Below are 21,701 nucleotides of genomic sequence, written 5' to 3'. Positions count from 1 at the left end.
GTGGAATAGTAGTGGCGTGCAGGGGTTCGGGGATCTGGAAGCGGCGCTCATGGAGCTGCTGTGGCGCCGCGGCACCGCCACGACGGTGCGCGAGGCACTGGCCGGGCTGACCTGGCACCGGGAGCTGGCCTACACCACGGTCATGACCGTCATGGACACGTTGTACCGCAAGGGCTGGCTCACCCGCGAGCCCGACGGCCGCGCCTACCGGTACTCCCCGGCGATGACCCGCGACCAGTACGTCGCCCACACCATGCATGAGGCCCTGGTCGACAGCGGCGACCGGACCGAGGCGCTGACCCACTTCGTCGGCCGGATGACCCTCGACGAGGCGGCGGCCCTGCGCGCGGCGCTGGAGAGCTACGAGCGCCGGATCGCCGGGCGATGAGCCCGCTGCTGCTGGCCGGTTACGCGACGCTGCTGATGCTGGCGGCGCCGCGACTGGCCGGCGCCGGCTGGGTGGCCCGCGCGCCGCGGCTCGCGGTGGCCGCGTGGCTCGCCCTGACCGCGGCGCTGCTGCTGTCGGGCGTGCTGGCCGGGGTCGGCCTGATGCTGTACTGGGACTGCACCCACGACTTGGTCGCCGGCGCCTGGCATGCCTGCCTCGACGCGCTGCTGGGCCGGCACCACCGGCGCGCCCACGCGGCCGCACTCGCCGGCCTGGCCGCCCTGCTGCTGCTCGGCGCGCGCCTGGCCCTCGGCGCGGACCGCAGCTACGCCGCGCGCCGCGCCCTGCGCAGCCGGCTGCGGCTGCTCGTGCGGATGACCGCGCCCGACGCCATCCCCGGCGCCACCGTGGTCGCCCACCCGCACCCCGCCGCCTACCTCGTGCCCGGCCGCGCCGCGGACATCGTCATCACCACCGCGGCCGTCAACCGGCTGGCCCCGCCCGAGCTGTCGGCGGTGCTCGCACACGAGCGCGGCCACCACGCGGGCCGCCACTACCGGGCCGTCCACTGGACCCGCCTGCTCGCCGAGGCCTTTCCGCGGGTGCTTTGCTTCCGCCTCGCCCGGCAGCAGGTCGACCGACTGGTCGAGCTGTGCGCGGACGACACGGCGGCCCGCAGCACCCGCCGGATCGACCTGGCCCGCGCGCTGGTCGCGATGTCCTCCCCGCCCCCACCGACCGCCGACGGCGCCCTCTGCGCCCAGGGCGGCGACGCGCTGGAGCGGCTGCACCGGCTCCTCGCACCACCGCGGCCGCTGTCCCGGACCACGCGGGCCGGCATCGCCGTCACCTGCCCGCTGCTGCCGCTCGTCCCCCTCACCCTCGCCCTGATCGACCGCCTGGCCTAACCCGCCCGACCGGAACTCTCCACGATCACGCCGGACCACCGGAGACAGCACGCGTTTTTCATGATCACGGAGTGAACATGCACCCCTGTGTACCAAATGTCTCCACGATCATGGCAAACCCGCGGTGCGCCCGCGGCAACCCGCATGATCACGGAGACATCCGTCCGGGCGGCCGGGCCGCGCTGCTGCGGATCAGGCCGTGACTCGCCGATGGCCTTCGGGCAATGGCGCTCGGCTCATGCCACGGCGTTCCGATCGCGGAACACGAGCCCGGGCGTCGGGGCGACCGCGGACCCGCCATCGAAGCTGACGCTCCGGGTCATGCGGCGGAGTGCTGGGGCTTGCGGCGGGGCGAGCCGAGGCGCTTGGTCAGGGGCTTTTCCACCACGCGGTACATGACGGCCGAGGCGGCGATCGAGATGGCCACGATGGCCAGGGCGACGGCGGCGGCCTTGAGGGTCGGCCAGTCGTTGGCGTGCAGGAACTTCTGGATGTAGCGCAGCACGATCTGGTGCAGCAGGTACATCGCGAAGGAGATCTCGCCCAGGTAGACCATGATCGGGCGGCGCCAGAAGCTTGGGGCGCCGGTGACGTCGCGGGCGGCCAGGGCGGTGATCAGCAGGGCGAAGGGGATGACCGTCGCCGCGGCCGGCTGGAACTGGTCGGGGACGAACTTCGAGGCGATGTAGGCGGCGACCACCAGGACCGCGGCGACGCGGGGGCCGGGGCCGGCCCACCGATTCTCCCGCAGGATGCGGGCCATCGCGATGCCCAGCGCGAACTCGAACCATCGGGTCACCGGGAAGACGAAGACGAACCAGTACCGCAGGTGCTCCGGCAGGGCCAGCGCCACGACCGGCATGAGGACGACCGCGGCGGCCGCGGCGGCGGCGTAGAACCACAGGGCGCCGGGGCGGACGCGGCGCAGGAGGGCGAAGATCAGCGGGAAGGTCAGGTAGAAGAACGCCTCGGCCGACAGGGACCAGCTGGGGGTGTTCACCGCGAAGTACACCCGCTCGGTCGGCCACCACGCCTGCACCAGGAACAGCGTGGCCAGGCCCTGGTCGGCGGCGATGGCCTTGCCGGCGGCGACCATGCCGCCCAGGGCCAGGACCCAGGCGACGACGTGGCTCGGGTAGATCTTGGCCCAGCGGCGGCGCCAGAAGCGGGCGGGGCGGTCGCCGGGGCGGGCCGACCAGGTCAGCACGAAGCCGCTGAGGATGAAGAAGAACGACACGCCGCTCGCGCCCTGGGCGAAGATCGCCGTCAGGGTGTCCTGGGCCAGGCCGGGGGCGAACAGGCCGGAGATCGAGACGTGGAAGCCCAGCACCATGAACGCGGCCAGGAAGCGGGTGCCGGTCAGCGACGGCAGGCGTGCCGGGGCGGCGGTGCGGGCGGGGACGACTTCGTCGGTCTTCGCTGCCTCAAGCGTCATGATCCACCCGTCGGTCGAGGTCGGCTCCCACGGAACGCGCCGATTATGCCAACGGGGCGGGCGCGGCGACTGGCCCGAACGGGCGGAGTTGGCCGCTACTGTCAACCACCTGACACCAGGTCGCCCAGGAACCGCAGGTCGCGCCAGTCCCCGCGGGCGCGGGCCACGCCGGCCGGGTCGGCGCCGTGGACGGTCTCGGCGTGCGGGTCGGCGCCGGCGGCGAGCAGGGCGCGGACCAGTTCCGGATCGGCGCCGTTCATCACGCAGGTGTACAGCGGGGTGCGCCCGATCCGGTCCCGCGCGTCGACCGGCACGCCGGCGGCCAGCAGCGCCGGCAGGGCCCGCGCGTGGTCGACCCACATCGCCATGTGCACCAGCGACCAGCCGTTGCCCGCGCGCATCCGCGGGTCGATGCTCCCGTTGCCCAGGCCCTCCATCAGGTACTCCGTGTCGCCGTGCTGCAGCCGGTGCAGCACCTCGCGGCGGTGGGCCGCCAGCGCGCGCGGCAGCCGGCCGCCCGTGGTCCAGGCCTGCTGGGCCGCGTAGCAGCCGCTGCTGGAGCCGCCCAGCGAGCGCAGTGCGGCCTCGCGCAGCTGCTCGGCCTCGTCGTGGTCGGGCAGCCGCAGCGCGCCGCCCTCGATGGCGAGCCGGTGCCAGTCGGCGCCGCAGCGCACCCGGAACGATCCGGGATATCCCACAAAACCGGCATTCTCCGCAAAACTCGGCGCGTCCGGGTACAGCGCCTCACGCATCAGCGGGTGCAACCGCGAGGGCGACATCAGGCCCGCCTCGATCAGGGCGAGGTCCGGCGGAATGGTGCCGGTCGGGATGCGGACCGGGACCTCCATCCACTCGCTGGGGTCCGAGCCGGTCGCGGTCAGGTCCGAGACGTTCAGCCTGAGGTAGGCGCCGAACAGCGTCGCGACCTCGTCGACGCCGAAGGCGGCGGCCGCCGCCCGGGCCTGCTCGGCCACGCCGAGCGGCGAGGTCGGCGCGGTCGTCGGACGCTGGAGCGCCTCCGGGTCGATCGAGTCCACCGCGATCCCGCACCGCCGCCAGGCCGACGCATGGTCGCCGGCCGACAACAGGGAGTACACCTGCGAATCCTGCCAAACGTTGGCCAGTTCGGCGGTCTCGCGCACGTCCCAGGTGTGGCGCGGGGCGAGATACCAGCGGTCGTACTGCAGGTCGGCGAGGCTCGCCACCTCCAGGCGGACCCGCTGCGGCCCGGTCGGCGACCGCGGCAGCCGCAGGCGCAGCAGGGGCGCGGTGTCGGCCCCCGTGCGCGGCGCGAGGATCGCGCTGACCTGCGCCTGCAGCGTCGTCATCCCGCCCCGGTGCCGGGGCAGGTGCCACCACAGCAGGTCGAGGCACAGGTGGCGCAGGTCGTCTTCCAGCGCGTCGGCCGCCGCGGCGCCGAAGCGCGCGCGGACCGCGGGCGGGTCGACGACGACATCGACGGGCATGAGTGTGGCTGCGGCGCGCCAGTCGCCGGCGGCGCGGGCCTCGGCCGCCGCCGCGACCACGGACGGCGACGGCATCTCGGCGCGGATCCGCCGCCACTGGGGCAGATCACGGGCGAGGAAGGGCAGACCGGCCGGAATCGAACCGGCGTCCTCCATCTTCGCAAGGTGGCGTGTCGACCTCTGCACTACAGCCTGCCGTGGCCGAGCGTAACCGGTGTCGATCGCATGGGGAGCCTCCAGGGGGTACGTCACCGTTCATACATGAAGCTTGCCGACAGTGCGTGATCAGGGCGCGGTGTAGAGTGGCCGGGTCGAAAGTGGCCCTGAAAACGCCGGCGAGGCCCCCGAAAGCTGAAGAGGAACCGATGGTCGACGTTGCGCTACTGCTCGGCGGTCCGTCCGCGGAGCGCGGCATCTCGCTCAACTCGGCACGCTCCGTAGCGGACCACCTGGCCGGTGGGGTCATCGACCTGAAGGAGATCATCTTCTTCGATCGGCAGACGCGGCCCTTCGCGATCTCGCGCGGCCTGCTGTACTGCAACACCCCCTCCGACTTCGACTTCAAGCTCGCCCACGAGGGCCGCCCGCTGACCGAGGACGAGCTGCTGTCCCGGCTGCGCGGCACCGACCTGGTGTTTCCGGTCATGCACGGCGAGTTCGGCGAGGACGGCGGAGTCCAGGCGCTGCTGGAGCGGGCCGGCGTGCCGTATGTCGGCACCGGCGCGCAGGCGTGCGCGACCGCGTTCGACAAGTACAAGGCGAAGCAGGCCCTCGACGCCGCCGGCATCGGCGCGGTGCCCTCGGTGCTGGTCGACGCCGCCATGTCCGACGCCGAGGCCGAGCGGGTCGTCGCCGAGGCCTTCCCCGACGCCGCCAAGCTGGTGCTCAAGCCGGCCCGCGGCGGGTCCAGCATCGACGTGTTCGTGGCCCGCGACCGGGGCGCCGCCGCCGACATCCTGCGCGGGCTGCGCAAGCGGCACGACCGGATCGTGGTGCAGCCGCGGATGGGCGGCGTCGAGGTCACCACGATCGTGCTCGAGGGGCCGGACGGGCCGGTGGCCCTGCTGCCGGTCGAGATCGAGCTGCACAACCGGGCCGGCGACCACGAGATCTTCGACTACCGCCGCAAGTATCTCGCCAGCAACGACTCGCACTACCACTGCCCGCCGCCGCGCGACGACGCGACGATCGCCGGGATCCAGGCCACCTCCGAGGCGGTGTTCACCGCGCTCGGGCTGCGCGACTTCGCCCGCATCGACGGGTGGCTGCAGCCGGACGGCTCGGTGCTGGTCTCCGACGTCAACCCGATCAGCGGCATGGAGCAGAACAGCTTCCTGTTCATCCAGGCGGCCCAGCTGGGCATGACCCACGCCGACGTGCTGCTCGAGGTGCTCAGGGCGGCGGCGCGCCGACATGACGTACCATTCCCGGAAATTTCCGCACAAACGGACTCGTCGGCGGCCAAGCAGCCGGTGGCGGTCCTCTTCGGCGGCTCCACCGCCGAGCGGCAGGTGTCCGTGCTCAGCGGCACCAACGTGTGGCTGAAGCTGGCCCGGTCCGGCAAATACGCGCCGGTCCCCTACCTGCTCGACCCCGACGGCTCGGTGTGGCAGGTGTCCTACTCCTCCGCCCTGCGCCACTCGGTCGAGGAGATCGTCTCCGCCTGCCGCGACGGCGTGCGCCTGGAGGAGCGGCGGGGCCGGCTCGCCGCGCGGATCGTCGAGCGGCTGCGCCTCGCGCCCGGCGCGATCAGCACGCGGGTGACCCCGCCGGTGCAGCTGACCATGGAGGACTTCCTCGGGCGGCACGACCTGGTGTTCATCGCGCTGCACGGCGGTGCCGGCGAGAACGGCACCCTGCAGGAGGTGCTGGACCGGCACGGCATCCGCTACAACGGCTCCGGGCCGGCGGCGTCGCGGCTGTGCATGGACAAGTACGAGACCGGCAAGGTCGTCGCCGGGCTCGCCGCCGAGGGCATCCACACCGCCCGCCGGATCCGCGTCGCGGTGCCCGAGACGCTCGACGACGCCACCATCGACACACTGTGGCAGGAGATCGTCACCCAGTGCACCGACAGCCGGGTGGTGGTCAAGCCGCTCGACGACGGCTGCTCGGCCGGCATCCTGCCCCTGGGCAACGCCGCCGACCTGCGCCGCTACCTCGAGTTCATCCACGCCGGCGCGGCCCGCCTCTCCGGCGCCGGGTTCTCGCTGCTCAGCCCCGAGCAGCTGGTCGAGATGCCGACCAGCCGGCCGTCGTTCCTGCTGTTCGAGGACTACATCGACACCGACGACGTGCGGGTCGAGGACGGCTCCGGCGCGGCCGAGCTGATCTGGGGCCGCGACCGCGACACCGGCTGGATCGAGGTCACCGTCGGCGTCATCGGCCCGAAGGGCGCGATGGTCGCGATGAACCCGAGCATCACCGTGGCCAGCGCCGGCATCCTCAGCCTCGAGGAGAAGTTCATGGGCGGCACCGGCATCAACATCACGCCGCCGCCCGGGCCGCCGCTGGGCCGCGTCGAGCCGGGCGCCGTCGAGGCGGTCCGCGCCCGCATCGCCCGCACCGCCAACGTGCTGGGCATGGAGGGCTACGGCCGGATCGACGCCTTCATGCACCGCAAGACCGGCGAGATCATCGTGATCGAGGCGAACGCGCTGCCCGGCCTCACCCCGGCGACCGTCTTCTACCACCAGGGCCTGGCCGAGGAGCCGCCGGTGCCCCCGCAGCAGATCCTCGAGCGCATTCTCGACCTGGCCACGCACTCGTAGTGGTGTAGCGCACGGCCTTTCACCCTTGCTACCGGACAGCCGGTAACGGGGTCGTACCGGCACCGGGCCTCGGCGACGGGCGGTGGCAGCGATGTCCGGATTAGGCGGTTTCCGGGAGGCTGGTGGGCGTCCGGTCCTCGGCCCCCGATTGGCGCTCCCCACTCATGACGACCCGATCACTGAACGCCGCCCGCACCGACTCCGCGTGGGCTCCGCTGCGCTGCCGCGCCTTCCGCGCGCTCTGGCTGGCGATGTCCGCGGCCAACGCCGGCACCGCGATGCAGGTCATCGGCGCCCAGTGGCTGATCTCCGGCGGTTCCGGCCGCCACCCGGTCGCCGACATCCTCGTCACGCTCGTCCAGGCGGCCGGGATGCTGCCGGTACTGCTGCTCGGCCTGCCGGCCGGCGTCCTGGCCGACCTGGTCGACCGCCGCCGGCTGCTCATCGGCGTACAACTGGCCACGGCCCTGGTCGGCCTGGTGCTCGCCGGGCTGGCCCTGGACGACCGGATGGCGTCCACGACACTGATCGCCCTGCAGTGCGCCCTCGGCATCGGCGCCGCGTTCACCATGCCCGCGTTCGGGTCGCTGACGCCCGAGTTGGTACCGCAGCAGCACCTGCCGCAGGCGTCGGCGCTCGGCGCGGTCAGCGCCAACGTCGTGCGGGCCGTCGGCCCGGCCATCGCCGGGTTCGTCATCGCGCGGGCCGGCGCGTCCGCCGTGTTCGCGCTGCACGCCGTGACGGTGCTCACGTTCGTCGGCGTGCTGGCCGCCTGGCGCCCGTCCGGCGTCGGCGCGCCGCGCTGCACGGAGCCGTTCGGCGCGGCGATGCGCACCGGCTGGCGGTACGTGCGCGGCGCGCCCGTGGTACGCCGGATCCTCGGCCAGGCGATGCTGTTCCTGCTGCCCGGCTCGGCCCTGCTCGCCCTGCTCCCGGTGCTGGCCGGCAGCCGGCTCGGGCTCGGCGTCAGCGGCTACGGCATGCTGCTCGGCGCGCTCGGCGCCGGCGCCGTGGCCGGGGCGCTCCTGCAGCCGCGGCTGCGCGCGGTGGCGGCCCGCGACCGGATGACCGCCGCCGCCGGCGTCTTCCTGGCGGCGATCGTGGTCATCGCGGTCGACCGCGACCCGTTCAGCGCCGGCGTGGTGCTCGTCGCCGCCGGCGCGGCCTGGGTGATCGCGCTGGCCTGCACCAACGCCGCGATCGACAGCTACCTGCCGGACTGGGTCCGGGCCCGGGGCCTCGCCTTCTACCAGGTGGTCCTCTTCGGCGGGCAGGGCCTGGGCGCCATCGGCTGGGGCTGCTGCGCGCACCGGTTCGGCCTGCAGGTCACGCTGCTGCTCGCCGCCGCCTGCCTCGGCGCGGGCGTACTGGCCGGGCGCGGGTGGCCGCTGCACGAGCACCGCGTCGAGCACACTCCCGAGCTCGCCCCCGAGCCCGCTTTGGTCTGACCGCTGGTTTGCGGCGGGGCGGCGGCGGGCAAGGCAGGGCCGTGAACCGGTGGCGGGCGATGAGCGTGGCGCTCGTCGCCGGGTTCATGACCCTGCTGGACGTGAGCATCGTCAACGTCGCCCTGCCGTCCATCCGCTCCGGCCTGCACCTGAGCTCCGGTGAGCTGCAGTGGGTACTGTCGGGCTACGCGCTCACCTTCGGGCTGCTGCTGGTGCCGGCCGGCCGGTTCGGCGACGCGCACGGCCGGCGCAACGCCTTCATCGCCGGCCTGGCCGCTTTCACGCTGTCCAGCGCCGCCGCCGGGGTGGCCACCGGCCCGACCTGGCTGATCGCCGCCCGGCTGGCGCAGGGCGCCGCCGCCGGCGTGGTGAACCCGCAGGTCTCCGGCCTGATCCAGCAGCTGTTCGACCCGCCCGAGCGGGGCCGGCCCTTCGGCCTGCTGGGCGCCACCATCGGCATCTCCACGGCGGTCGGCCCGCTGCTCGGCGGCCTGCTCATCCAGGCGTTCGGCGCCGCCGACGGCTGGCGCTGGATCTTCTACATCAACGTGCCGATCGGCGCGGTGGCCATCGCGCTGGCCGCCCGCTGGCTCCCCGGCCGCCCGGCGGAAGCACGGGAGCGGGAGAGCCTCGACCCGGTCGGAGTGTCCCTGCTGGGAGTAGGCGTCGTACTGCTGCTCCTGCCGCTGGTGCAGGAGCGGTCGTGGCCCGGCCACGGCAAGTGGCTGCTGGCGCTGGCCGCCGTGGTGGTGCTGGCCGGCTTCGTGCTGTGGGAGCGGCGCTTCGGCCGCCGGGCGACCTCGGTCATCGACCTGTCGCTGTTCCGGGTACGTTCCTATGCGCTCGGTGCGCTGGTCGGGCTGTTCTACTTCGGCGGTTTCACCTCGATCTTCTTCACCTTCACGCTCCTGCTGCAGAACGGCCTGCACTACACCGCGCTGCTGGCCGGCCTCGCGACCACGCCGTTCGCGCTGGGCTCGGCGGCCGCGTCGGCGATCGGCGGCCGCGCGGTCAACCGGTACGGCCGCCCGCTGGTCGTCACCGGCCTGATCCTGGTCGTCGCCGGGCTGGCCGCGACGGTGGCCGCGCTGCACTTCGTGCCCGGGACCGGCGCCGGCTGGGCCACCGCCGTCCCGCTGCTGGTCGCCGGCCTGGGCAGCGGCCTGGTGATCAGCCCGAACCAGGCGCTCACCCTGTCGGAGGTGCCGGTCCGCCGGGCCGGCAGCGCGGGCGCGGTGCTGCAGACCGGCCAGCGGATCGGCACGGCGATCGGCATCGCGGCGGTCGGCTCGATGTTCTTCAACCAGCTGGCGTACAACGGCGGCAGCTGGGACCTGGCGTTCCGCGCCTCGCTGTGGGTGACCATCGCCTTCGTCGTCGTCGCCCTGATTGCCGCGATCACCGACGTACTATGGCCGGTCGTAAATCCCGACCCTGCTGGCACGAACAGGGGATAGCTTCTACTACCAATCCTAGTAGCTTCATGGGTACCGGCGAACGCGCCGCAACAATCGGAAGCGAAGGGATCGGCACCATGAGCGAATACGGCGATTTCTCCACCGGGCACGAGGCCGGCGAACTCGAGCAGCTGCACCAGGAGTCGGGCAGCGAGCAGGACTACAACTCCCAGTTCGGCGTCTACGCCCAGGACCACTCCGCGGCCGAATCGACCGACTTCGAAACCGGCCGGCACGTCGAAGTCACCGGCGCGGACGGCAGCCACTACGAGTCGACCGACTTCACCAACTACTCCCACGACACCGAGGAGTCCGACTCCGTCTTCGCCGCGCAGGGCAGCGAGTCGGCGCACTTCTCGGAGTACTCCGGCCTCGACGCGCTGCGTGCCCAGTTCGAGACCGACTTCACCCAGGCCACCCACCTCACCACCGGCGACCCGGGCCCGGCGATCGCCTCCAGCTAGGGCGCTTGGTCGTAGCGGTTGCCTGCCGTCAGGCGGGGGCCGGTCCGGTGGGCGGGGGCCGGTCCGGTGGGCGGGGGCCGTGGCCGTGCGGCGGTGCCCCGCGTGCGGCCAGGGGTGGCCGGCCCGCAGCCTCGGTGCCCACTCGCACCCCGCACCCGCAGCGGCCGGCGCCACCAGGCACCGGCCGCTGTCAGCCTGGCCGCCCCGCCGCCGGGGCTGGTCGCCGCCGAGCAGGCCGCCACGCCCGGCGGCGGCCGTCCTTCGGCGGGCACCGATCCGCGATGCAGGTCCCCGCACAGCGGGCAGCGCGCGCCGCGGAGCACGGCGGGCAGCGCGCGCCGCGGAGCACGGCGGGCAGCGCGCGCCGCGGAGCACGGCGCAGCGACCAGAAGTCTCCGCGATCATGCCGTACCCGCCGCCACACCAACGGTTTTTCATGATCACGGAGCGTCCATGTACCCCCGCGTACCGAAAGTCTCCGGGATCATGGCAAACCCGCGGTGCGCCCACCGCGGGCATCATGATCACGGAGACATTCACCCGTCCGGAACGCTCACCGGCTCGGCATACTGGGGGCATGCGGGAAGGGTTTGCACACGTCGCGGTGCTCGAGATGGCCGACGAGGGTGACACCCGGGCCCCCGGCGGCGCGATCACGCTCGCGCTGTGCGGAGGCTGGGAGCACGAGCCGCCATGCCCGCTCGCCGCCCACCACACCGCCACCGAGCAGGCCGGCGACCTGGTCCGGCTGCGGATACTGTTCGCCGCCGACCCCAGCGACGAGCCGGAGGTACGCCGCCGGATCGACACGGCGCTCGGCGACGGTCAACTGCACGGACCCGACGGGACCATCACCCGCTGGCGCCTGCGGGAGAGCCGCGCCGACACGGTCGCGCCCGAGGAGACCGCCCACGCCGCGCGACTGGCGGGCGATCCCCGCGGATAGCGATCCGAGCGGGTCGGCGCGGTGGTGAGGCCGATGCCGCCGGGGTGAGCCGGCGCGATCGTCACCGCCCGGCGATGCCCAACTCGACGAGGAGCTGCCAGACGTCGGTCGACGGGTCTCGTCGGAGGGCATCGCAGGACTGGACGTGGCCGTCGCTCGCCGAACACGCGCCGGAGGGGCAGTCGTCAACCAGCCTCTTTGCCCGCCGGACGGCGTCGAGATACCGGCCGTGCAGCGCCTGCGCCCGCGGACCGCTGACGCTCTTGTCGTTGTGCAGGTCGAAGGTCTCGAAGCCAGTGCACTGCCGTAGCTTCTGGTGGACTATCCGGCTCGATCCGTCCTGTTGACCGGAAACGTCGGTGAAGTGCAGCAGCAGCCACAGGTCGAAGGACGGGTGGGAGAATGCGACCCGCACGCCACCGGCCCTGGCGGCGCGCATCGCTTGTGGAATCTCATGGTGCTGGTCCCGGTCGAACAATGCCCAGAGCTGGACCCGGCCGTCGCCGCTCGCGACCTCGTCTCGCTGCTCCAAGGCCTTCGCGACGACGCGGGTGGGGGTCATCCCGTTGCGCTTGTAGAGCGGGTGGATGAGGAACTGATGGTCGGATCCGAACTCCCGATTGAGCATGGCGAGGTAATCCGGCTCGGTCGCTTCGCCCTCGACAGCCACATAGAACACGCGGTTGCCGCGCCACGCCGGTGCCGGGCCGCGGTGAAGGCGCCGTTCCGCGTTTGGGTTGCTGCGGCGGCGCGGGCTCATCCGGCCTCCGCCAGTACCTGCATGATCTCCCTGGCCAGCTCGCCGCTGGTCACTCGCGGCACGCCGCCGTAGCGCCCGCGGAGGTAGCCGCGCTCCAGGTTCTCCTCACGACGTGGCCTCGCGTCGATCAACGGGTACAACTCGGTCTCGCCGGTCTGGCGCTTGGCGGTGATCCAGACCTGGTCGCGATCGATCGGCCGGTCGACCATCGACGTGCCCAGCAGCGTGGCGTCGTGGGTCGTGAAGATCAGCTGCGCGCCGCGCGGGTTGGCCGCCGGATCCTGGAAGAGCCGGATGACCTCGGCCGCGAGCATCGGGTGCAGGCTGGCGTCGAGTTCGTCCACCAACAGGACCGACCCGCGATCGAGCACATCGAGCAGCGGACCCAGAAAACCGAACCACGCGAACGTGCCCAAAGACTCCTGCCGCATGAAGTCGAGCGGGACGGGTTCACCCGAGCCGCTGTAATGCAGCAGCCGCACCTGCTGCTCGGCCGGCAGAGACGGGTCGACCTGGAGCCCGACCACCCCCAGGTCCGCGACCCGCAAGAGCGCCTCGATCTGCTTCCGGCGCCCTTCCCTGCCCCGAGCCTCGGTGAGCAGCCGGCGGGTGTGCTCCCCGCGCCGGGCGATGTCAGCACCCGGCGTGACGATCTCCAGGTTTTCGAGGAACCAGCGATGTATCACGCTGAGCTGCGGCTGATTCAGGCTCGCGGCGACGGTCAGGAACAGGGAATTCGGCCGGGTGAACTCGGCGAGCCTTTCCTTGCCGCCTTTGAGCCCGTCGCCCGGGAAGGTGAACTCCTCCCCGTGCTCACGGTCGGCCTCGCGGTCGAACCAGACCTGCTTACGACCGTGCGGATACGCATGCAACCACTCGGCCTCCACCCGCTCGTCGGATAGTTCGAAGCCGTAGGTGTAGCGGACGGGTCGCTGGCCGAGGAGCAGGTCGACCTCGAACAGCGACGTGTCGTCGCGGGCCGGCGGATCCAGGGCGAACGGCTCGCGCGGCACCCCCGCGCCCTGCGCCCAGTCGGCCAATGAGCCGCGGACCGCCGCCTGCATGGCGCAGAGCGCGGCGAGCACGTTGGACTTACCGGAGGCGTTCGCACCGAAAATGCCGGATACGGGGAGGACACCGATCTCTCGACCCTCGGCCCGCACCCCGGTCGATCGGGCCGTGCCTTCGTTGAACTCGGTGGAGACCAGCGACAGCTCATGCTCGGCCCGGATCGAACGGTGGTTCGCAACCCGGAAGCGCAGAAGCACCGCAACCCCCTCGCTTAGACCTCTTCGTGCAGAAAATCCGCACCAAAGGACTCGAAGCTCCACATCGCTGCCCGTAAGCATAGCGCGCGGATAGCGATCCGGCCGGAGCGGGTCGGGCGTTCGGGTTGTCGAGTGCGTCCGTGCGGGCGTGCCACCTGGCTGTCGGCCTTCCCTAGGGTCAAAGGGTGAGCGGCGCATACCGGCTGGGCATCGACTTCGGCACGTCCAACACGGTTGCGGCGCTGGCCGGGCCGGACGGGCGGGTGCGGCCGCTGCTGTTCGACGGCTCGCCGCTGCTGCCCTCGGCCGTGTTCGCCGGGCCGGACACCGGGCTCCTGGTCGGGGCCGACGCGGTCCGGGCGGCGATCGGGGCGCCGGCCGGGTTCGAGGCCAATCCGAAGCGGCGCATCGACGACCGCGCGGTGTGGCTGGGCGAGCGGGAATTTCCAATCGAGCACCTCGTCGCCGCCGTCTTGCATCGGGTGTACTCCGAGGCAAACCGCGTCGCCGGTGAGCCCGTCGGTGACGTCGTGCTCACGCATCCGGCCGCGTGGGGCCGGCCCCGGCTGGCGGTGCTCACGGCCGCGGCGCAGGCCGCCGGGCTGGGGACCGTCGGGTTCGTCCCCGAGCCGGTGGCGGCCGCCGCGTACTTCGCTACGGTGCTCGGGCAGCGGATCCCGCCGGGGCGGAGCATTGTGGTGTACGACCTCGGCGCCGGAACCTTCGATGTGAGCGTCCTGCTGCCGTCGCCGGGCGGGTTCGAGGTGGTGGCGTCGGCCGGCCTGCCCGACGTGGGCGGCCTCGACCTCGACGCCGCCGTCGTCGACCACGTGCGCACCCAGACCGCGACCGCCACCGAGGCGTGGCGCCGGCTCGACTGGCCGCAGACGCCGGCCGACCAGCAGGCCCGCCAGACGCTGTGGCAGTCGGCCCGGGCGGTCAAGGAGCAGCTGTCCCGGTACGCCAGCGGCGACCTGCACCTGCCCCTGGTCGACCAGCAGGTGCGCCTGACCCGCGAGGAGTTCGAGAAGGCGGCTCGCGTGCAGCTCGAGCGCACCGCTTCGATGACGCTGCAGGTGTTGCAGGAGGCCGGGGTACCCCCGGAACGCATCGCCGGCGTCTTCCTCGTCGGCGGTTCGTCGCGCATTCCGCTCGCCGCGACGCTGCTGCACCGCACGCTGCGGATCGCCCCGACGGTGATCGACCAGCCGGAGCTGGTGGTCGCGGAGGGCGCCTTGCGGTTGGGGGCTCCTGCGGAGGGCACCCTGAGCGGTCAGCCGACCGCCCAGGTCAGCGCGCCTCCGTCGGCCCCCGTCTCGCCGGGCTGGGCTGCGGTCGGCCCGACCGCCGCTTTCCCGGTCAGCGCCCCGCCACCGGCCGCCTCCCCGACGTCGGCGCCCTCAGTCTCGGCAGCGCCGGTGGCGGCGGCCCCGGTCCTGCCGCCCCCGGTTCCGGTGCCCCCGGTGTGGTACGGCGCTCCGACGGCTCCCGCCCCGCCACGGCGGACGGGCGCGATGATCGCCGTCGCCGTGGTGGCCGCCCTGGTCGCCGTCGGCGTCGTGCTCGCGGTCATCCGCCCGTGGCAGCCGGCCGCGTCGACGGCGGCGAGCCAGTCCCAGCCCGCCGCGGCGGCCCAGACCACGCCCGCCGCCGCAGCACCACCCCCGGTGACGACGGCCGCGGTCGCGACCCAGCCGGCCGCGCTCGAGTACCCGGCGGGTTGGGCCGGCTCCTGGACCGGCGAGTACCAGCAGGACAACGCCAAGTCCCACCAGATCAACCTGGACATCACGGCCGGCGCGAAGACCGCACAGGTCCGCTACCCCGACATCCCCTGCCAGGGCACGGTGACGGTGCTGTCACGCAGCGGCGACGTGATCCGGGCGCAGGAGGCGATCACGTCCGGCCGCTGCACGCCGACCGGCGTCATGACGATCCACCTCGGCCCGGACGGCCGCCTGGAGATCGCCTACCGTCCGGACGGCTCGACCTACACGGCCACCGCCGTCCTCACCCGGTGAGTTTCTAAGGTGCCACAACGGTTCCGGCGGCCCGCCGGGCGTCGCTGAACGCGCGGCGGCAGCCCTCCGCGTCGCGGTACACCGCGGGTGATGCCGCGACCAGGTCGCCGTGCTCGTCGGTGAGGATCCAGCCGTACTGGCCGTCCTCGCCGCAGACGACGCTCAGGGTGCCGGCGGTGTCCCGGATGCACTCGACCGCTCGTTTCCAGCCGCCCGGCTGCGGGACGTACGCGAGCAGGTCGGCCCGGCCATCGCCCCGGCAGATCAGCCGCCAGGCCGGGCCGCTGCGGACACGCCCGGGCAATACGACGATCACCGTCACAAGGTTCCCCCGGCACCGCCGACGTAACGGCCGCGGCCATCACCCCATGGACTTCGCCCCGTCGATCGCCTCCCGGATGACGTCGGCGTGCCCCGCGTGCTGCGCGGTCTCGGCGATGATGTGCTGCAGCGTCCGCCGCGCGCTCCACCGCGCCCCCGGCTCGAACCACGGCGCCGGCGGCAGCGCATGCCCGGCGTCGAGATCGGGCAGCGTCCGCACCAGCTCATCGGTGGCGCCCGCGACCCGCTCGTAGTCGTCGAGCAACCCGGCCAGGGTCTCGCCGGGCAGCATGCGGAAGCCCGACGCGTACTCCTCGAAGGCCGACGGGTCATCACCGCCCGGCATCACCCCCGGCCCCTCCACGATGAACCGCGCCCACTGCCGCTCGACCGCCGTCACGTGCTTGATCAGGCCGCCGACGCAGAGCTCACTGACGGTACTGCGGGTAGCGGCCTGCTCGTCGGTGAGCTCGCGGGCGGTGAAGCGGAGGAAAAATCGCGCCTGGCCGAGCGATTCGAGCAGGTCGGCCCGCTCACCGGTCACGGTCTGGTTGATCGCCGCGGTCATCTTGTCATCACCCTCGTTCGGAGTCGCCAACTTGCTGACACCCCCAACGCTATGGCCGATTGCGGCCAGCTTCTGTCCGCAACCGCCGAGGTTCTCCAGCCTCACCCCATCGTGGCGGCGTCCAGCGACGATCGACGCCGGCCCCGCGTTCGCCAGAGCGGTGCATGGTGAGGAGCGGGTTGCCGCTCAGGAAGGCTCGGTGCCCCGGGCCCACATCTGCGGCCACTTGAACTGCACGCCGTTGACCAACGCGGACACGCGTACGTCCGCGAAGGGATCGCGCACGTAGCGGACCCGGTCCGCCGCCGGGTCCTGCTCGTCCACCTCGACGAGCGCCAACCGATAGTTGTCCGCGTTCTGCCCGGCGCGGATCTCGCGGTTGGTGACGAAGAAGCTGTCGTGACCGGCCGCCCGGCCCTTCACCTCGATGTGGACCAGGTGGCCGTCGGGATCGGCCGAACGCACGTCGTATCCGGGGTTGTCGTGGGCCATGACCTGCGGCACGCGGCCCAGCCGGCGCTCGGCCTGTACCACGGCCTGGACGGCCCGGCGCTCGACGGCGGCGAGATCCTCCAGGTACTCGGCGGCCAGATCCGCCCGGCGGCCAGCCCGCCGGTCGATGAGGCCCTGCGGGACGACGAGCGCAACGGCCGCCACTGCCGGCGGGCGCACCTGCGTGTGCGCCTCCTGATCCAGCTCGGCCATCCGGCGCGAGAGGCGCCGACGCAGATCCTGGGCACGCTGCTCCGCCGTCGTCGGCTGCATCGCCGGCTTGCCGCCATGCCGCACGATGTTGGCCAGCCGGGCCGCTTCGTCCCGCCAATACTGGATTTCCTGCTCGAGCCGCTCGCGCACCAGGCCCGTCGTCCGACGGACCTGGTCCCGGCGGCGTTCGCTGATGGTGGCGTACCACTGAGGCAGGTCTTCGCTCGCGGCCCAGTGCTCGGCGGTACGCCGTGCGCCCGACAGCCACGGCGCCGTGAGCAGGTCGACCGTCAGCTCGAGTTCGTAGGCCGTCGGCGCGTCGTAGTCGAGAAACGGCGCGGCGCTCGGCCGGGCCCGCCCGTCGTGCCACAGCTCGACGTACTGGAAGCGCTTGGCGACCGCGCGTTCCATCCCGTCGATGATCTCCTCGTCCAGGGCAACCAGCAGCCGCGGGTCCTCGCTCGGATCGAGCCGGTCGACCATGACGGTGCCGCGTTCCAGTGCCTGGCCATACTGCTCGACGGTGAACTGCACCAGGCCGTCCAGCAGTGGGTGGCCCGGTGCGAGCAACTGCGCGGGAAGCCCTCCGTCGACCCGGATGGCCGAGCGGTCGAAACAGACCCGCTCGTACCTCAGGTTGATGGGAGCCGTCGGCGTCCGCAGTTCGCGAACCTGCTGCGGCACGGACGGAATCTCCCAGCGACTCGCCTCGCGCTCGCGTATGCGCCCACCCGCGCGGCCGAACGCGTCGCGGAAGAAGCCCTCGATGTAGTGCGGCTGCAGCCGCAGCAGGCGCGCCTCTTCCATGTCACGGCGGGCAGTGTCCACATCGGACACCGATCGTAGATCTTGGTGCAGCGCCCGCTCCTGGACGAGCTTGACGGCCCGGTCGCCGACGCGCTCGTCGATGATCCGATCGAGGTGCGCCCTTACCTTCGGGTCCTGTCCGCGGCGGATCGCGGCGAGGAGGAGCTCGTGTAGGGGTTCGCCCTCGAACGCCTCGCCGAGCACGTCGAACACCTTGCCGCCGAGGGCCGCGTTCTGCTCCTCAATCTTGGCGAGCAGCCGCTCGAAGACCGCGCCCTCACGAGTGTTCACGGCGACGAGATTCCACAGGTGGCACATTTCGCGCTGGCCGATACGGTGGATACGGCCGAAGCGCTGCTCGATCCGGTTCGGGTTCCACGGCAGGTCGTAGTTGACCATCAGGTGGGCCCGCTGCAGATTGAGACCCTCGCCGGCGGCGTCCGTCGCGACCAGCACCAGACAGCCGGGGTCGGACGTAAAGCGGTCCTGCACGGCGCGGCGCGCCTCGCGGGACATCGCTCCGTGGATGGCGACCACGGCATCCTTGTTCAGCACTCCGGCAATGCCTTCGACCAGGTAGGCCAGGGTATCGCGGTGCTCGCTGAAGATGATGAGCTTATGGGTGGCGTGCCGCTGCAGCAGCACCTTCAGCTCGGCCCACTTACGGTCGGCGCCCGATGCGCGGACCTTCGCCGCCAGTGCGACCAGCCCCTGCAGTACCGAAATCTCGAACCGCAGCTCGTCGGCCGAGCGGGCCGCCGTCGCCGCGTCGACCACCTGCTCCTCGGTCTCCTCCATGGAGTCGGTGAGGTCGTCGTCGAGGAGGTCGGCCAGTTCGACGTCCGGCAGGCGCTCCTTGTCCTTCGCCGCAGGTTTCGTCAGCAGCTCGTTGAGGCGCCGCTCGAGGCGCTCCTGCCGGCGCTGCAGCGAGCGCAGGATCGCCTCGGGGCTCGACGCCAGCCGGCGTTGCAGCACGGTGAGCGCGAAGCCGACCCGGTTGCCGCGGACGATCTCGCCGGCGCTGCGCAGCTGATCGACCCGATCCCACTCCTGACGCACATACTCGGTGACGGCCTCGTAGAGCTCGGCCTCGAGATCGGAGAGCTCATACGGCACCGTGTAGGCGACCCGCTGCGTGAACAGCGGCTTACCGGCGAAGGTAAGCAGGTCCTCCTTGACCCGCCGCAGCATCAGCCCGTCGGCGTCGAGCACGTGTTCGTTCTTGCGGTACTTGCCCTCGAAGCGGTCGGGGTCGAGCAGCGCCAGGAACAGTTGGAAGTCCTCCTCCTTGCCCGCGTGCGGCGTCGCCGTCATGAGCAGCAGGTTCTGCGCGGACCTGCCGAGCATCTGGCCGAGCTTGTACCGCTTGGTGCTCTGCAGCTTCTTGCCGAAGTAGTGGGCCGACATGCGGTGAGCCTCGTCGACCACGACCACATCGAAGCTGGAATGACTGATCTGTTCGACGAGCGTCTCGTTGCGCGAAAGGTGATCCATCCGCGCGATCAGCCGGGGGTACTCCTCGAACACCGACTGTCCGGGCGGCACCGCGGCCGCAGTGTCGGCGGTGAGCACGGCGAAGCGCAGGCCGAACTTCTCGCTCAGCTCGTCCTGCCACTGGCCGACCAGCCCGCCGGGCGCGACGATCAAGCAACGGGAGAGGTCGCCGCGCAGCATCAGCTCCTTGAGGTACAGCCCCGCCATGATCGTCTTGCCGGCACCCGGGTCGTCGGCGAGCAGGAAGCGCAGCGGGACCTTGTCCAGCAGGTGCCCGTACACGGCCTCGATCTGGTGCGGCAGCGGCTCGAGGTCGCTGGTCGTGACGGCGAGCATCAGATCGGACTGTGCCGCGGCGCGGATTCGCATGGCCTCGGCGGCGAGCTTGAAGTCCTCGGCCGCCGCGTCAAACGGCGTCCGCTGCGTCTCGACGAGTTGCAGCGACGGCTCGCTGACCCGCATCAGGATCTGCTCGCCGAGGGCGCCGGCTTCCGTGCGGTACACGAGCCGGACCGTGTCCGGCCCCATCGGCGCCACGGCGATCACCTCGACGGGGCCGCCCGGCACCACCCCGATCACGGACGCTCCGGGCACCAGGTCTTCGAGCCGCATTCTGTAGAGCTATCACGCCTCTCCGCGGAATCACGGGTCCATAAGTAGCGGAATGACTCGGCCTAACGGTTGGTGGCGACCTTCCGTTCGAGTGGCCTACGGTCGATCGGTGCAGGTGGTGTCGGTCATCAATTACAAGGGCGGGGTCGGCAAGACGACGCTGACCGCAAACCTTGGCGCCGAACTCGCCCGCCGCGGCCAGCATGTGCTCTTGATCGACCTGGACCCGCAGAGCAGCCTCACGTTCTGCTTCTACCATCCGGACGAATGGCGCGCGGAGCTTCGCGGCGGACAGACCATCAAGCGCTGGTTCGACAGCATCAAGGACGGCATACCCAGCGTTACCCTGGGCGAACAGGTCGTTTATCCCCGTCCGGTAAACGCGGCACTGCCGGACGGCAGCGGTCGGCTCGGCCTCATCGCATCGCATCTCGGGCTCATCGACGTCGATTTCGAGCTCGCGCGACGCATCGGCGGAATCGAACAAAAGTTCGATCCGGCGCTGTTCCGAATGCGCGGTGCGCTGGCCGACGCACTGCACGACGAGTCATTTGCGGAATTCGACTGGATCTTCATCGACTGCCCGCCCAGCTTCAACGTGGTGACGCAGTCGGCAATCATCGCCAGCGATCACATCGTCATCCCGGCAAAGGCGGACTACCTCTCGACGCTGGGCATCGAATATCTCTACGGCAACGTGCAGGAGCTCGTGGAGCGGCACAACGAGCACTCGCTCAAACACGCGAAGATGCGGCACAGCCGGATCGAGCCCAACATCGCCGGCGTCGTGTTCACCATGATCCAATTCCGCAACGGCAGTCCGATCTCGGCGCTGCAGAACTACATCAACCAGGTGCGCGGCCTCGGCATCCCGGTCTTCAGCACGTACATGCGCGAGAACAACACCCTCTTCGCGGGCTCGGTGCCCCGCGGCGTGCCGGCGGTGCTCCGTGAACGGGTCACCTCGCAGATCAACATCGAGCTGCGGACGCTGGCCTCCGAGTTCCTTAACACCATCCACGCCGAAGGAGCAGCCGCGTGAGCGACGTCGCAAAGCTTTCCATGACCGTCCTGCAGCGCGTCTCCGAGTTCCTGGCTTCCCTGCCCGAGGATCATCTGGCCGACATCGCCGAGGGCCGGGCGACCATCACATACCACCCCTACGGCGCCAGCAAGCCGGTAACGCCTACCCGGACGCCCGCGAAACGCACCGCGGCTAAGCCGGCACAGGACATGACCCACGTCGTCGAAGCGCTGGAACAGATGCACACCCGCGAGGAGGGCGAGCGGCGACTGACGCCCATGTCAGTCGCCGACCTTCGCGCCGTGGCCGGCGAGCTCGGCATCTCCGGTATCAGCAAGACGAAGAAAGCGGATCTTGTCGCCATGCTGGTCGAGCGGACGATCGGGGCCCGGCTCAACTCAGCGGCCGTGCGGCGGCTCTGACGTTCATTGCGGGTGCTCGGCGGCATAGGCGGCGAGTTGCACGCGGGAGCTGATCTGCAGCTTGCGGAAGATCTGGCGCAGGTGGAAGTTCACCGTGTGCGGCGTGATGTCCATGCGGCGTGCGATCTGCCGGTTGGTCAGTCCCTGACCGGCCAGGCGCGCCGCGGTCCGCTCGCGGTCGGTGAGTAGGTCCCAGCCGGCCTTGGCCGTCGACGTGGCCGGGTCGTTGCGGATGACGGCGACCACGACCAACTCCGTGTCGCCGGACAGTTCGGAGAGGAGCACCGGGTGCAGGCCGGAGGCCCGAAGGCCGCGCAGCACCGTCTCCAGTGTCAGGTCTTTGTGCAGCTCAAGCATGGAAACCCCCGGCTCCCGCCCACGCATTGGCGCTGGCTGATTACTGGAACTTAGTGGAA

The 21,701-nt window shown here is 71.6% G+C and carries 18 protein-coding genes and 1 tRNA gene; 10 read left to right on the top strand and 9 right to left on the bottom strand.

Annotated elements, in window-relative coordinates; all coding sequences use genetic code 11:
• Positions 1 to 16 precede the first annotated feature (16 nt).
• Together ACQPXD_RS01885 and ACQPXD_RS01880 are read left to right on the top strand one after the other, a co-directional pair.
• Positions 17 to 388, top strand: a complete 372-nt coding sequence (locus ACQPXD_RS01885) for a BlaI/MecI/CopY family transcriptional regulator (RefSeq protein ID WP_432834172.1) — start codon at positions 17 to 19, stop codon at positions 386 to 388.
• Positions 385 to 1,296, top strand: a complete 912-nt coding sequence (locus ACQPXD_RS01880; protein ID WP_432834170.1) for a M56 family metallopeptidase — start codon at positions 385 to 387, stop codon at positions 1,294 to 1,296. The genes ACQPXD_RS01885 and ACQPXD_RS01880 overlap by 4 nt, the downstream gene beginning before the upstream one ends.
• 319 nt (positions 1,297 to 1,615) lie before the next feature.
• Here the strand turns inward: ACQPXD_RS01880 and ACQPXD_RS01875 are convergent, their stop codons facing one another.
• The 3 genes from ACQPXD_RS01875 to ACQPXD_RS01865 all read right to left on the bottom strand — a co-directional run bounded on the left by ACQPXD_RS01875 (position 1,616) and on the right by ACQPXD_RS01865 (position 4,393).
• Positions 1,616 to 2,731, bottom strand: a complete 1,116-nt coding sequence (locus ACQPXD_RS01875; protein ID WP_432834168.1) for an acyltransferase family protein — start codon at positions 2,729 to 2,731, stop codon at positions 1,616 to 1,618.
• Positions 2,732 to 2,832: 101 nt separating this feature from the next.
• Complete coding sequence (locus ACQPXD_RS01870) at positions 2,833 to 4,353, bottom strand: ankyrin repeat domain-containing protein (RefSeq protein WP_432834166.1); 1,521 nt, start codon at positions 4,351 to 4,353, stop codon at positions 2,833 to 2,835.
• A tRNA-Arg gene (locus ACQPXD_RS01865) sits at positions 4,319 to 4,393 on the bottom strand. Before ACQPXD_RS01865 ends, ACQPXD_RS01870 begins: the two co-directional genes overlap by 35 nt.
• A gap of 169 nt (positions 4,394 to 4,562) precedes the next feature.
• On the opposite strand from ACQPXD_RS01865, the gene ACQPXD_RS01860 reads away from it, so the two are divergent.
• The 5 genes from ACQPXD_RS01860 to ACQPXD_RS01840 all read left to right on the top strand — a co-directional run bounded on the left by ACQPXD_RS01860 (position 4,563) and on the right by ACQPXD_RS01840 (position 11,283).
• The gene (locus ACQPXD_RS01860; RefSeq protein ID WP_432834164.1) at positions 4,563 to 6,968 is read left to right on the top strand and encodes a D-alanine--D-alanine ligase family protein; all 2,406 of its coding nucleotides are present in this window, start codon (positions 4,563 to 4,565) and stop codon (positions 6,966 to 6,968) included.
• Positions 6,969 to 7,132: 164 nt separating this feature from the next.
• On the top strand, positions 7,133 to 8,416 hold the full coding sequence (locus ACQPXD_RS01855; RefSeq protein WP_432834162.1) for an MFS transporter: 1,284 nt from the start codon (positions 7,133 to 7,135) through the stop codon (positions 8,414 to 8,416).
• Positions 8,417 to 8,457: 41 nt separating this feature from the next.
• Positions 8,458 to 9,873 carry an MFS transporter gene (locus tag ACQPXD_RS01850; protein ID WP_432834160.1) on the top strand — a complete coding sequence of 472 codons (1,416 nt, stop codon included), beginning with the start codon at positions 8,458 to 8,460 and terminating at the stop codon, positions 9,871 to 9,873.
• 77 nt (positions 9,874 to 9,950) lie between these two features.
• Positions 9,951 to 10,337 carry a hypothetical protein gene (locus ACQPXD_RS01845; protein WP_432834158.1) on the top strand — a complete coding sequence of 129 codons (387 nt, stop codon included), beginning with the start codon at positions 9,951 to 9,953 and terminating at the stop codon, positions 10,335 to 10,337.
• Between the two features lie 577 nt (positions 10,338 to 10,914).
• Positions 10,915 to 11,283 (top strand): hypothetical protein, encoded by a 369-nt coding sequence (locus tag ACQPXD_RS01840; RefSeq protein ID WP_432834156.1) that lies wholly within the window; start codon positions 10,915 to 10,917, stop codon positions 11,281 to 11,283.
• 61 nt (positions 11,284 to 11,344) lie between these two features.
• Here the strand turns inward: ACQPXD_RS01840 and ACQPXD_RS01835 are convergent, their stop codons facing one another.
• Entirely contained in the window at positions 11,345 to 12,043 is a 699-nt protein-coding gene (locus ACQPXD_RS01835; RefSeq protein WP_432834154.1) for an RloB family protein, read from the bottom strand.
• Complete coding sequence (locus tag ACQPXD_RS01830) at positions 12,040 to 13,311, bottom strand: AAA family ATPase (RefSeq protein WP_432834152.1); 1,272 nt, start codon at positions 13,309 to 13,311, stop codon at positions 12,040 to 12,042. The genes ACQPXD_RS01835 and ACQPXD_RS01830 overlap by 4 nt, the downstream gene beginning before the upstream one ends.
• A 185-nt stretch (positions 13,312 to 13,496) precedes the next feature.
• On the opposite strand from ACQPXD_RS01830, the gene ACQPXD_RS01825 reads away from it, so the two are divergent.
• Complete coding sequence (locus tag ACQPXD_RS01825; RefSeq protein ID WP_432834150.1) at positions 13,497 to 15,332, top strand: Hsp70 family protein; 1,836 nt, start codon at positions 13,497 to 13,499, stop codon at positions 15,330 to 15,332.
• A gap of 4 nt (positions 15,333 to 15,336) precedes the next feature.
• On the opposite strand, the gene ACQPXD_RS01820 is transcribed toward ACQPXD_RS01825, so the two are convergent.
• The 3 genes from ACQPXD_RS01820 to ACQPXD_RS01810 form a co-directional block, all read right to left on the bottom strand.
• A complete protein-coding gene (locus ACQPXD_RS01820; protein WP_432834148.1) occupies positions 15,337 to 15,648 on the bottom strand; it encodes a hypothetical protein in 312 nt (103 codons plus the stop codon).
• Between the two features lie 45 nt (positions 15,649 to 15,693).
• Positions 15,694 to 16,221, bottom strand: a complete 528-nt coding sequence (locus ACQPXD_RS01815; protein ID WP_432834146.1) for a DinB family protein — start codon at positions 16,219 to 16,221, stop codon at positions 15,694 to 15,696.
• A gap of 186 nt (positions 16,222 to 16,407) precedes the next feature.
• Complete coding sequence (locus tag ACQPXD_RS01810; RefSeq protein ID WP_432834144.1) at positions 16,408 to 19,839, bottom strand: helicase-related protein; 3,432 nt, start codon at positions 19,837 to 19,839, stop codon at positions 16,408 to 16,410.
• Between the two features lie 109 nt (positions 19,840 to 19,948).
• On the opposite strand from ACQPXD_RS01810, the gene ACQPXD_RS01805 reads away from it, so the two are divergent.
• Together ACQPXD_RS01805 and ACQPXD_RS01800 are read left to right on the top strand one after the other, a co-directional pair.
• Positions 19,949 to 20,881 carry a ParA family protein gene (locus ACQPXD_RS01805; protein ID WP_432834142.1) on the top strand — a complete coding sequence of 311 codons (933 nt, stop codon included), beginning with the start codon at positions 19,949 to 19,951 and terminating at the stop codon, positions 20,879 to 20,881.
• Complete coding sequence (locus tag ACQPXD_RS01800) at positions 20,878 to 21,285, top strand: Rho termination factor N-terminal domain-containing protein (RefSeq protein WP_432834140.1); 408 nt, start codon at positions 20,878 to 20,880, stop codon at positions 21,283 to 21,285. Before ACQPXD_RS01805 ends, ACQPXD_RS01800 begins: the two co-directional genes overlap by 4 nt.
• 3 nt (positions 21,286 to 21,288) lie before the next feature.
• Here ACQPXD_RS01800 and ACQPXD_RS01795 read toward each other — a convergent pair whose 3' ends face one another.
• Positions 21,289 to 21,642: a response regulator transcription factor gene (locus ACQPXD_RS01795; RefSeq protein WP_432834138.1), complete on the bottom strand. Its 354-nt coding sequence runs from the start codon at positions 21,640 to 21,642 to the stop codon at positions 21,289 to 21,291.
• Positions 21,643 to 21,701: the final 59 nt, after the last annotated feature.

The sequence above is a fragment of the Dactylosporangium sp. CA-092794 genome, assembly GCF_050948465.1.
Classification (GTDB): domain Bacteria; phylum Actinomycetota; class Actinomycetes; order Mycobacteriales; family Micromonosporaceae; genus Dactylosporangium.
This window is presented reverse-complemented; position numbering and strand designations above follow the sequence as displayed.